We start from the raw sequence: 12,438 nt of genomic DNA, 5'->3' as shown, positions 1-12,438 counted from the left end.
TTCCTCTGGGGTTGTCGTCTATGCTTCATTGCACTGTAGCAAGACCGAGGCGGCACGCCAACCAGCCTTCAGGCCTGAACAAAGCCGTGCTATGGTGCTGCTCACATGAGCCTCACATGGAAAAGGAGTCCGATATGAAACAGCTTGTCATTACTGCCTTTGGCGGCCCGGAAAAACTGCAACTGACCGAAGCCGACCATCCGCCGCTGGCATCCAAGCAAATGCGTCTTAAAATGCATTACGCCGGCGTTAACCCGGTGGACGCCAAAACCCGAGCCGGGCTGGGCTGGGGAGCTGAAGCCATCAAAGACAGCCTGCCCTGGTCACCGGGTTTTGAAGTGGCCGGAGAAGTACTGGAAGTCGGTTCGGAGGTATGTCGCTTTATGCCCGGAGACCGAGTATTCGGGCTGGTAAGAGGCGGAGCCTACAGCGAAGAATTGGTAGTGAATTGCGATGAAATGATGCCGCTGCCTGATGAAGTCTCTTACGAAATGGCCGGTGGCCTGGCGCTGGCCGGCACTACCGCCTGGCAGGGACTGATGGTTCATGGTGGCCTGCAACAGGGCGAGCGGGTGCTGATTTCCGCCGCTGCAGGTGGTGTGGGGCACCTGGCGGTACAGCTGGCGAAAGCGGAAGGTGCCACTGTGGTGGCGCTGACCTCAACGGCCAATCAGGACTTTGTGACAGGGCTGGGTGCCGACGAAGTGGTGGATTATCACGATCATGCGGCTGTGGCCAGCATAGCGCCGGTGGATCTGTTTCTTGATCTGGTGGGGGGAACTTCTGGTGAAACACTTTTGTCTCAGGTGAAACCAAATGGCCGTGTGGTGACGGTGCCCACCATTACTGCCGATCAGGTCATTGCTGCCGCCCAAAAGAAAGGTATTCGTGCCACTGGCATGCTCAAGGAGAATGATAATGAGCAGCTGGCCATGCTGGCCGATGCGGTAGCAGAAGGGCGGCTAACAGTGGAAGTAAGCCAGGTCTTTGAGCTGGCCGACGGGGCTGACGCCCACCGCCAGATAGAAACCGGTCATACCCGTGGCAAGGTGCTGCTGCGGGGCTGACCGGCATTGTTGTAAACATAAGGAAACTTCATGAAGTATTGGTCGTTGTTACTCTTGTTGTGCCCGCTGGCCGCTCAGGCAGCCCCCACGCTGATAAAAACAGTGGAGCAAGGTCAGGATGAGCTGGTGATCCCCTACCAGCAGTACCGGCTAGATAATGGTCTGACGGTGATCCTCAACCCCGACAAGTCCGATCCCCTGGCTCATGTGGAAGTGACCTACCATGTCGGATCCGCGCGGGAAGAGCCGGATCAAACCGGCTTTGCGCATTTTTTTGAGCACATGATGTTTCAGGGATCCAAGCATGTGGGAGATCAGCAGCATTTTCGCCTGATCAATGAAGCCGGCGGCACCATGAACGGCACCACCAATCAGGACAGAACCAATTACTTTCAGACCGTGCCCGCCAATCATCTGGAGAAGGTGCTCTGGCTGGAAGCCGATCGCATGGGCTTTCTGCTGGAGGCGGTGAGCCAGCGCAAATTTGAAATTCAGCGCGATACCGTCAAGAACGAGCGGGCCCAGCGCATTGATAACCAGCCCTATGGCCTGGTGGGCGAGCGCATGGATGAGCTGCTCTACCCCCGCGATCACCCCTACAGCTGGCCGACCATCGGCTATGTGGAAGATCTGGACAGAGTTGACGTCAACGATCTCAAGGCTTTCTTTCTGCGCTGGTATGGCCCCAATAACGCCACCCTGGTGATCTCCGGTGATTTCGACACCGGGCAGACGCTGGCGTGGATAGAAAAATACTTTGGTCCCATTCCTGCCGGCCCCGAGGTCAAGCGGGCCGAGCCGGCCCCGGCAAAACTGGAACGCAACCGTCATCAGACCCTGGAAGACTCACGCATTCGCATGCCCATGCTGTATGTGTCTTACCCTACCGTCTGGCTGGGTAACAAAGACGAAGCGGCGCTGGATGTGCTGGCCAATGTGCTGGGTGGCGGCAAGAGTTCGCTGCTCTATCAGGAACTGGTAGAAACCGGCAAGGCGGTGTCGGCAGGAGCGGGGCACTACTGCTCCGAGCTGGCCTGTACCTTCAGCATCTGGGCCTACGCCAACCCGTCGAAAAACGGCGATCTGACTCCGCTCAAGGCCGATGTGGAGCGCATTATCAACAGCGTGGTGGAGCGCGGCATTCAGCCCGAGGACGTATCCAAGGCAGTGACCGAGTTGCGCGCTGATCTTATTCTTGGCCTCGACAGCGCCAGGGGCAAGGCCCGTCAGCTGTCACTGGGGCAGGTGCTGCAGGACGATCCCCTGTATGCCATCAATGCCTGGCGACAACTGGCCGGCACCACGCCCGATGAAGTCACCGCTGCCTATCAGCGCTATCTCAAAAATCAGCCTCACGCTCTGTTGAGTGTGGTGCCTGCGGGCAAGACCGAGTGGCAGGCCGCGGAGCCGGATTATGTCACGCCCGAGCGGGAGCTGCCCGAGCGGCAGCATATTGACGAGCTGCCCCTGCGCACCGTGCAGGACGACTTTGACCGCAGTGTGATACCCAATGCCGGCGAGCCGGTGAGTGTGGCTGTGCCACCGCTGTGGCAGGAAACCATTGGCGACAGTATTCAGCTTCTGGGCACGGTAAACGATGAAATTCCGGCTGTGTCGCTGATCTTTGCCCTTCCCGGCGGCCAGCGCGCCGAAGCCGAGGGCGAAGCAGGGCTGGCGGCTCTGACTGCTGCCATGATGGATCAGGGGACCGAGCGGCTCAGTAATGGTGACTTCAGCGAGGCGCTGGAGCGGCTGGGGGCCAGTGTGAATGTGCGCAGTGGTTTTTATACCAACCTGATAGAAGTGACCAGCCTGACTGACCAGCTGCCTGCGACTCTTGAGCTGGTGAAAGAGCTGCTGTTCCATCCGGGTTTTCGTCAGGCAGATTTCGACAAGGTAAAAGCGCGTATGCTGGAGTCCATGGCCCAGAGTCGTAATCAGCCGTCCTGGCTGGCACAGCAAGGGTTTAATGAGCTGATGTATGGCAACAGCCGGCTGGGTCTGCCCGACGAGGGCATGCCGGAAAATCTGGAAAGCTTTACGCTGGAGCAGGTAAAAGCCTTTTATCAGCGCTACTACAACCCCAAAAACGGCCATGTGATTATTGCCGGCGACCTGTCTGCCGAGCAGGCAAAAACGCAGCTTGGCTTTTTGACCCAATGGCAAGGGGATGCTCCGGCGTTGCCGGCAATTGACGTGCCGGAACAGGCCGCCGAGCCGGGTATTTATGTTATTGATATGCCCGGGGCGGTTCAGTCCGTATTGCGGGCAGGCCGCCGGGCGTTGCCGGTGGATGCTACTGGCCCCTACTTTTACGGTCAGCTGATGAACTATAACCTGGGTGGTAATTTCAACAGCCGTATTAACCAGAACCTGCGGGAAGACAAGGGCTATACCTATGGTGCCTATTCCTACTTCAGCGGCAACCGGGAGGCGGGTGCCTTTGTGGTATCGGCAGATGTACGCGGTGATGCCACCGCCGGTGCCATTACCGAAGTTCTGCAGGAAATGCAGCAATTTGCTGCTAAAGGACCCACGGCGGAAGAGCTGGCCTATCTGAAGAGCAGTTACTCCCAGCAGGATGCCCTCAGTTATGAAACCCTGGGCAAGAAAGCCGGTTTTCTGCTGAACCTGGCCATGCTGGAGCTGTCGCCGGATTACCTCAGCCAGCAGCAGCAAATTGTGTCTGAAGTAAATGCCGCCACCCTGACCGAACAGGCCAAAAAGTGGCTGGATCCTGAGCAAATGGTTATTGTCGTTGCCGGTGACAAGACAAAACTTGAAAAATCACTGGCAGAACTCAATCTTCCCATGCACGATTTAATCATTGAATAACGAGGCCAAGCCTCCCGCGGTGCTAACAAGCACCGCGGCCAAGAGCGAACCATAATGACCAAAACAACCGCTTCCCTGCAGCAGCGCCTGCAGGCATTTCAGCGTTCCGACAAACTGCCTTCCATCAAGGGCATTCGTCGCGGCATAGAGCGTGAAAGTCTGCGTATTACTCCCGACGGCCAGCTGGCGCATACCCCCCATCCCAGTGCATTGGGCTCGGCCCTGAGCCATGCTCATATCACCACTGATTTTTCCGAGTCACTGATGGAGTTCATTACGCCGGTATCTGACTCGGTAGAAACCTTGCTGGCTCAGCTCAGTGATATTCATCGTTATACGGTGCGTCATCTGGATGGCGAACAGCTCTGGCCGCTGAGCATGCCCTGTTTGCTGAAAAGCGATCAACATATTCCGCTGGCGCAATATGGCAGTTCCAATGTGGGCCGCATGAAAACCCTCTACCGGCAGGGGCTGCATCATCGTTATGGCAGCAGCATGCAGGTGATCTCGGGAGTACACTTTAACTTCTCCATGCCCGACAGCTTCTGGGTAGAATGGCACGAGCTGGAAGGTAACGGCAGTTATCTGCAGGATTTTGTTTCTGAAGCCTACCTGGGGTTGATTCGTAATTTCTACCGCTTTGGCTGGCTTATTCCTTATCTGTTCGGTGCCTCGCCGGCGTTGTGTGGCTCCTTTCTGCAGGGCCGGGAGCATAAACTGCCCTTTGAGCGGCTGGGCAAGGGCACTCTTTATCTGCCTTATGCCACTTCATTGCGCATGTCGGATCTGGGCTACACCAACAATGCTCAGGCCGGACTGAATATTTCCCTGAACAGCCTGGATGAATATGTGGCCAGTCTGCGCCGGGCCATTGGCACTCACGCCCCCGAGTTTGCCCGCATTGGCGTGAAAGTGGATGGCGAATACCGTCAGCTCAACGACAATGTGCTGCAGATTGAAAACGAGCTCTATGCGCCCATCCGGCCCAAGCGTACCGCCGAAAGCGGCGAAAAACCGTCGGAAGCGCTGGAAGCCAGGGGGGTGGAATATATTGAAGTGCGCTCGGTGGATGTAAATCCCTTCTCGCCGGTGGGCATAGCGCCTGAGCAGATCCGTTTTCTCGATACCTTCCTGCTCTGGTGTCTGCTCACGCCCTCGGCACCGCTGGAAGAAGACGAAATTGCCCTTAACCGGCGCAATTTCAACAAGGTGGTGATGGAAGGGCGCAAGCCGGGTCTGATGCTGGAGCAGTTTAACCAGGACGACATCACCATAAAGGAACTGGGCGAGCATTACTTTGCCGGGCTGGCAGACGTGGCGGCACTGCTTGACGCCTGCTGTGGCAGGGGCTGTTACGGCAAGGCGCACGAGCAGCAACTGGCGGCCATGCGCGATCCCGGGCTGACCCTGTCGGCAAAAGTGCTGCACGAGCTGAAGCAACGCAATACCGATATTCTGCCCTTTGGCATGGAGCTGTCACGTCGCTACGGCGAACACTTTGCCGATGTGCTGCCCCGTTACTGGGATGATAGCTACTTTGACGAAGAGGGAGCCCGTTCTCTGGCCCGTCAGCGCAAGCTGGAAGAGTCCGACACCGTCAGCTTTGATGACTTTCTCACGGCTTATTTTTCAGCCAGTGAGTGATGCCGGCAGACTGAATATCAGGTAATAAAAAACCCGCTGTTGCGGGTTTTTTGCATTTAACCGACAGCAAACTTACCCCGCAGGATAGTTGGCCTTGAGCACTGCTTTGGCGTGGTTGGCCATTTCGGTCAGGCCCAGCTGGTTGTAAGCCTGCTCCATAACCTCAAGAGCGGGCTTGAGTTGCTCGGTGTCGGGATAGGTTTCCACTACAAACTTGGCCCGGTTGGCGGCAGCCAGCCAGGCTTTGCGTTTTACGTAATAATTGGCCACTGCCAGATCATATCGGGCCAGACGGTTTTTCAGGCTGATCATGCGGGCCTTGGCATCAGCGGCATAAACACTGTCGGGGTGCTGGCGCAGCAGCTGACGAAAATCGGCAAAGGCCTGGCGTGCATAGGTAGGATCACGATCTGCGCGATCTATGTTGAACAGGTTCTGAAAGAAATTGTAGTCTGCCGACATATTGGTCAGACCGCGCATATAGCGGGCATAGTCCACGCTGGGGTGATTGGGGTTCAGGCGAATAAAGCGATCTATGTTGGCCAGCGCCCGTACTGTATCGTCCTGTTTGTAGTAAGCATAAATGAGATCCAGCTGTACCTGATTGGAGTAGGCACCAAACGGATAGCGCGAGTCCATGGCTTCCAGCAACTCGGCAGCGCGAATGTAGTTTCCGGCCTGCAGGCGTTCCCGGGCATCCTGGTACAGCACTTCCGGTGCTTCGTCCGGAACGTCGTTTTTGCTGGAGCTGGAGCAGCCGGTGGCGGCCAGCGCCAAAGTCAGTGTCAGGGTGAGCCAGAGGCTTGATTGTTTCGCCATTGAAAAGTCCATTGTGATTGCAAAGTTCGGAAACTGATTAAGCTCAGCGTCAAGAACCGCTAGAATAACCAATTAAATATCATTTGGTAACCAGTGGTCTTCATGAGCCAGCATATAGAACTGAACGGCGTTGTTGCCGATCATCAATACGGTCAACGTCTGGACCAGACGTTGGCGGAAATGTTCCCCGATTATTCCCGTTCTCGCATTAAAACCTGGATTCAGCAGGATCTGGTGCAAATTGACGGTGCCGTCGTCAGCAAGCCCCGGGAAAAAGTGCTGCCCGGCCAGCAGGTGGTGGTGAATGCCGAGCTGGAAGACGAAGTCCGGTTCGAGCCTCAGGCCATTGAACTGAACATCGTCTATGAAGACGACGACATCATGGTGATCAACAAGCCTGCCGGTCTGGTGGTGCACCCGGGTGCCGGCACTCCCGACGGCACTTTGCTCAACGCTTTGCTGCATCATTGTCCGGCCATTGCCGAGGTGCCCAGAGCCGGGATAGTGCACCGGCTCGATAAAGACACCACTGGCCTGATGGTAGTGGCCAAGACCATACCGGCGCAAACCCATCTGGTTACCGCCTTGCAGGCGCGCAATATTACCCGGGAATATGAAGCAGTGGCCATTGGTCATATGACTGCCGGCGGCACGGTGGACGCCAATATTGGCCGTCACCCTACTCAACGTATTCAGATGGCGGTAACGCCTTCCGGCAAGCCGGCGGTGACCCACTATCGAGTGATGGAAAAATTCCGCGCCCACACCCGCTTGCGGGTACGGCTGGAAACCGGCCGCACCCACCAGATTCGTGTGCATATGGCCCATCTCAAGCACCCGCTGGTCGGTGATCCGGTATACGGTGGCCGGCTCAAGCCGCCCCGTGCTGCCGAGCCCGAGCTGATGGATTTTTTGCGGGGCTTTAAACGCCAGGCGCTGCATGCGGTGATGCTGCAGCTGGAACATCCCATCAGCGGCGAGCTGATGGAATGGCATGCCCCCATTCCCGACGACATGGTTAAACTGGTTGAGGTGCTGCGCGCCGACACCCAGGCACATCCGGATGATCTGGTATGGATATAATTCTGCCTAACTGGCCGGTACCAGCCAATGTTGGATCGGCGCAAAGCACCCGCACCGGCGGCGTGAGTGCGGCACCCTGGCACAGCCTGAATCTGGGCGCTCATGTGGGCGATCATATCTCCCATGTGCGCGCCAACCGGGAGCGACTGGCGGCGTGTCTTAATCTGCCGGAAGATCCGTTGTGGCTGGAGCAGGTGCACGGCACTCGTGTGCTCACCCTGCCGGCAGAAAACGACAATCTTACCGCCGATGCGGTGATCAGCCGTATACCCGGACAGATTTGTACAGTGATGACGGCCGACTGCCTGCCGGTGCTATTCTGTGATGAAGCCGGTACCGTAGTGGGAGCTGCCCATGCCGGCTGGCGCGGGCTGGCTGCCGGCATATTGGAAGCCACCCTGCAGGAAATGGACGCGGATCCTGCCTCTGTGCTGGTCTGGCTGGGCCCGGCCATAGGCCCCACTGCCTTTGAAGTGGGAAGCGAAGTGCGCGATGCCTTTATGGCGCACTCGGCGCTGGCGCAAGATGCCTTTGTGGCTCATGGAGAGAAGTGGCTGGCCAATATTTACCATCTGGCCCGGCTGCGGCTGGCAGCAGCTGGGGTGCACCATATCTACGGTGGTAAATACTGCACCTTCACTGACTCTGAACGATTTTTTTCCTACCGGCGCGACAGCCAGACCGGACGCATGGCCACCATGGTCTGGTTAAATGAGTAAAAACCAATAAGCACCGGTTGAAAATTCGTCGAAAGTCCCCATTCTTAGTATCAGAATTAAGCTTGTATGCCCGCTGTGCGGGCGTTTGAGGAGAAAGCTGATGCGTCTTGATCGTCTTACCAGTAAATTTCAACTTGCCCTGCAAGACGCCCAGTCAATGGCGCTGGGGCGGGATCATGCCTATATAGAACCGGCTCACTTGCTGGTAGCCATGCTTAACCAGGAGGGCGGCACCATACGCCCGCTGCTCACCACTGCCGGCGTGGACGGCAATGCCCTGCGGGTAGAGCTCGATAAATCTCTTGACCGCCTGCCCAAAGTCAGCGGCGGCGATATGGATGTGCAGGTATCCCCTGTGCTGGGCCGGCTGTTGAACCAGTGCGACAAGCTGGCTCAGCAGCGTAAGGATGCCTACATCTCTTCCGAACTGTTTCTGCTTGCCTCCCTTGATGACAAGGGCGAGCTGGGTGAGTTGCTCAAGCGGGTGGGGCTGACCAAAGACAGGCTTACCAAGGCCATTGATCAAGTGCGTGGCGGCCAGAAGGTAGATGATCCGAATGCGGAAGAAAATCGTCAGGCACTGGAAAAGTACACCATCGATCTCACCGAGCGGGCCGAGCAGGGCAAGCTGGATCCGGTGATCGGCCGGGATGATGAAATTCGCCGTACCATTCAGGTGCTGCAACGGCGCACCAAGAACAATCCTGTGCTGATCGGTGAACCCGGCGTGGGTAAAACCGCCATTGCCGAAGGACTGGCCCAGCGCATTATTAACGGTGAGGTACCGGAAGGGCTCAAGAACAAACGGGTACTGTCACTTGATATGGGCGCGTTGATCGCCGGTGCCAAATATCGCGGTGAGTTTGAAGAGCGGCTCAAGGCGCTGCTGAACGAGCTTGCCAAGGAAGAGGGCAGGGTGATCCTCTTTATCGACGAGCTGCACACCATGGTGGGGGCCGGCAAGGGCGAAGGGGCCATGGACGCAGGCAATATGCTCAAACCGGCGCTGGCCCGGGGTGAGTTGCACTGTGTGGGTGCGACCACACTGGATGAATATCGTCAGTATGTGGAAAAAGACGCAGCGCTGGAGCGGCGTTTTCAGAAAGTGCTGGTCGATCAGCCGACGGTGGAAGACACCATCGCCATTTTGCGTGGTCTTAAAGAACGCTATGAGCTGCACCACCATGTGCAGATCACGGATCCGGCCATCGTGGCGGCGGCGACGCTGTCTCACCGTTACATTGCCGATCGTCAGTTGCCCGACAAGGCCATTGATCTGATCGACGAAGCAGCGTCCAGCATTCGTCTGCAGATCGACTCCAAGCCTGAGCCGCTGGATAAACTCGACCGGCGCATTATTCAGTTAAAGCTGGAAGAGCAGGCGCTGCTCAAGGAAGACGACGAAGGCAGCCGCAAACGGTTGCAGCTTATTCGCGACGAGCTGGACGAGAAAGAAAAGGAATATGCCGAGCTGGAAGAGGTATGGACCTCTGAAAAAGCCGCACTGGCAGGCACTCAGCATATAAAGGCCGAGCTGGAGCAGGTTCGTCAGGAGCTGGAAGTGGCCCGCCGGGCCAGCGATCTGGCGCGTATGTCCGAGCTGCAGTATGGCCGCATTCCCGAGCTGGAGAAACAGCTGGATCTGGCCGCTCAGGCCGAGATGCAGGAGCAGCACCTGCTGAAAAACCGGGTTACCGATGAAGAAATTGCCGATGTGCTGTCGCGCTGGACCGGCATTCCCGTGGCCAAAATGCTGGAAGGGGAAAAAGACAAGCTGTTGCGTATGGAAGACAGCCTGCATGAGCAGGTGATTGGCCAGAACGAGGCGGTGGATGCGGTTTCCAATGCCATTCGCCGCAGCCGGGCGGGGTTGTCGGATCCCAACCGGCCGGTGGGCTCCTTCCTGTTTATGGGCCCCACCGGGGTGGGCAAAACCGAGCTGTGCAAGGCGCTGGCGGATTTTCTGTTCGACAGCCGTGACGCCATGGTGCGCATCGATATGTCGGAATTTATGGAGAAGCACTCTGTGTCCCGTCTGGTGGGCGCGCCTCCCGGTTACGTGGGCTATGAGGAAGGCGGTTACCTGACCGAGGCGGTGCGGCGCAAACCCTACTCGGTGATCCTGCTGGACGAGGTGGAAAAAGCGCACCCGGACGTGTTCAACATTCTGCTGCAGGTGCTGGATGACGGCCGCCTGACCGATGGTCAGGGCCGTACCGTGGATTTCCGTAATACGGTGGTGATCATGACCTCCAACATCGGATCGGATCTTATTCAGGAGCACAGTGCTTCCAAAGATTATGATCAGATGAAGGCCATGCTGATGGAGGTGCTGGGGCATCAGTTCCGCCCCGAGTTTATTAACCGTATCGACGAAATAGTGGTGTTCCATCCGCTGGCGCAGGAGCAGATCAAGTCCATTGCCCGCATTCAGCTGCAAGGGCTGGTGCAGCGGCTTGAGGCCATGGACTATGACGTGTCGGTGACCGATGCCCTGCTGGACAAGCTGGCTTCTGCCGGGTTCGATCCGCTGTTTGGTGCAAGGCCGCTCAAGCGGGCCATTCAGAGCAAGGTGGAAGATCCCCTGGCCCAGGCCATGCTCTCTGGCAAAGTGGTGCCCGGTAAAGCACTGACACTCGATGCCGACGACAACGGTCTGGTACTGAACCAGTAACCGGGCAGCACAAACAACGTGAAAGGGAGAAGACCTGGTCTTCTCCCTTTTCTTTTGTTTTCTGCTCTTCGTTTTTACGCCCTCAGCCGGGGCGCCCATCTGCTCTGGGCTGTGTCAGTATGGGCCAGTAAATCCGGCAGAAGAGACCAAAGGCCATCACCCAGGCCAAAGCGCTCACATCATAAGCCATACGGGTCAGGCCGGGGGCCAGCATGGGTAACAGAGCGCGCACCAGGCCGGCAATAATCACCAGCATAAAGGCGATGACCATGGGCTTTTTCAGCTCCAGTGGCCGGCCCGAGTGGCCCAGAGACACACGGGCAATCATACCCAGGATTACCGTGCCCATGGCACCGGCAGTGAGCCAGTGACTGGCCAGTGACACTGTAATGCCCCAGTTAAGGATGGCGGCCGCCATGGCCAGCAGCCCCAGTGGAACAAACAAATAACCGATGTGTAGCACCCACAGCAGCGGAATGTCTTTGGTCAGCTTGTTGTTCCAGCGGGATAAGCGAACAAAGTGCGTCACAGCGGCAATCACCAGTACCAAGGCCAGTAAACTATTAAACAGCGAGGTTCTCGGCAGCATCAACCAGCCCTGGGTGGCCAGCCAGATAGAGCCCAGTGCCAGTTTCTCCAGTGCAGGAATGGCTTCAGGTTTGTCGGTACCGGTGGCTCGGGCAGTAAAAAACGGAATCACCCGGCCGCCCATAACAGTAATAAGAGCGGCAATCGCCAACACGGCGGTTGTGAACACCCGCTCCGCCAGCAGCCAGTTATGGCTGAATGCCGCGTAGTAGCTGAGCGCGTTTAGCAACATCATAAACATCAGCAGGGGAGCAAAGAACAGATTGCGCCATTGCTTTACCTGAATAACCGGCCGCGCCAGAAAGCCGGCGACCAGCGGCAGCCAAAGCAAGTCCAGCAGAATAACCAGACCGTTCAGCTCTCCCCGTACCGGCATCAGCAAGCGGGGCAGCAGCCAGAGACCGGAAACCAGTGCCAGCGGCCAGCCGCGCACGCCGGGAATGCCAGTCCAGTTCTGCATGGCGGTAAGTACAAACCCCGCGATAATGGCCAGGCCAAAACCAAAGATCATTTCATGAGCGTGCCACCAGATAGGGTTGCTGACACCGGGCAGCAGGGTCATACCTCTTAAAGACAGCAGCCATACCAGCATGGCCAGGCAGGAGAACAAGGCTCCGCCAAGAAAAAATACGCGAAACCCCAGCCGGAACAGGGGCACTATTTTGTTTTCCTTTTGTGCATCCAAAATTTGCATATAGCCACCTTTAATTGCATTTCATATGACTATTATAAGTGTTCACGTCAAAGGCAACTTGAATCAGATCAAAACTAGTCAAAAAAACCGCTGCAGTATGAATTTTGAGCGAACGGTTTTAAAGTGACAAAAAACGTCAAAAAAGCCCTTGCGCAAAAATCGCGGCTCCCTATAATGCGCATCCACTGACACGGGGCAACACGCCTACGGTCACAAACGTTGAAAGACAACGAAACAAAGTTTGATTCAACGCTTGACGAACACCAAGAGTTGCGTAGAATACGCAGCCCTGACCAGCGAAAGCGGTCAACGCTC

General features: G+C 56.8%; 8 protein-coding genes. 6 read left to right on the top strand and 2 right to left on the bottom strand.

Features of this window, described 5'->3' with window-relative positions; translation table 11 throughout:
* Positions 1 to 134 precede the first annotated feature (134 nt).
* The 3 genes from N2M06_RS13230 to gshA are packed head-to-tail and all read left to right on the top strand — an operon-like array spanning position 135 to position 5,546.
* A complete protein-coding gene (locus tag N2M06_RS13230; RefSeq protein WP_026344947.1) occupies positions 135 to 1,067 on the top strand; it encodes an NADP-dependent oxidoreductase in 933 nt (310 codons plus the stop codon).
* 30 nt (positions 1,068 to 1,097) lie between these two features.
* Positions 1,098 to 3,902, top strand: coding sequence for a pitrilysin family protein (locus N2M06_RS13225; RefSeq protein WP_346350995.1), 2,805 nt, complete (start codon positions 1,098 to 1,100; stop codon positions 3,900 to 3,902).
* Positions 3,903 to 3,956: 54 nt separating this feature from the next.
* Positions 3,957 to 5,546, top strand: a complete 1,590-nt coding sequence (gshA, locus tag N2M06_RS13220; RefSeq protein WP_346350994.1) for a glutamate--cysteine ligase — start codon at positions 3,957 to 3,959, stop codon at positions 5,544 to 5,546.
* Positions 5,547 to 5,618: 72 nt separating this feature from the next.
* Here gshA and N2M06_RS13215 read toward each other — a convergent pair whose 3' ends face one another.
* A complete protein-coding gene (locus N2M06_RS13215; protein WP_346350993.1) occupies positions 5,619 to 6,365 on the bottom strand; it encodes an outer membrane protein assembly factor BamD in 747 nt (248 codons plus the stop codon).
* Positions 6,366 to 6,467: 102 nt separating this feature from the next.
* Here N2M06_RS13215 and rluD point away from each other — a divergent pair, with 102 nt between their 5' ends.
* The 3 genes from rluD to clpB all read left to right on the top strand — a co-directional run bounded on the left by rluD (position 6,468) and on the right by clpB (position 10,841).
* Positions 6,468 to 7,448 carry a 23S rRNA pseudouridine(1911/1915/1917) synthase RluD gene (gene rluD / locus N2M06_RS13210; RefSeq protein WP_346350992.1) on the top strand — a complete coding sequence of 327 codons (981 nt, stop codon included), beginning with the start codon at positions 6,468 to 6,470 and terminating at the stop codon, positions 7,446 to 7,448.
* Positions 7,439 to 8,167 (top strand): peptidoglycan editing factor PgeF, encoded by a 729-nt coding sequence (gene pgeF, locus N2M06_RS13205; RefSeq protein ID WP_346350991.1) that lies wholly within the window; start codon positions 7,439 to 7,441, stop codon positions 8,165 to 8,167. Before rluD ends, pgeF begins: the two co-directional genes overlap by 10 nt.
* A 100-nt stretch (positions 8,168 to 8,267) precedes the next feature.
* On the top strand, positions 8,268 to 10,841 hold the full coding sequence (gene clpB, locus N2M06_RS13200; RefSeq protein WP_346350990.1) for an ATP-dependent chaperone ClpB: 2,574 nt from the start codon (positions 8,268 to 8,270) through the stop codon (positions 10,839 to 10,841).
* Positions 10,842 to 10,923: 82 nt separating this feature from the next.
* Here the strand turns inward: clpB and N2M06_RS13195 are convergent, their stop codons facing one another.
* Positions 10,924 to 12,123 carry an NnrS family protein gene (locus tag N2M06_RS13195; protein ID WP_346350989.1) on the bottom strand — a complete coding sequence of 400 codons (1,200 nt, stop codon included), beginning with the start codon at positions 12,121 to 12,123 and terminating at the stop codon, positions 10,924 to 10,926.
* Between the last annotated feature and the right edge of the window lie 315 nt (positions 12,124 to 12,438).

This window comes from Oceanimonas sp. AH20CE76 (assembly GCF_039654065.1).
GTDB classification, from domain to species: domain Bacteria; phylum Pseudomonadota; class Gammaproteobacteria; order Enterobacterales; family Aeromonadaceae; genus Oceanimonas; species Oceanimonas smirnovii.
This window is presented reverse-complemented; position numbering and strand designations above follow the sequence as displayed.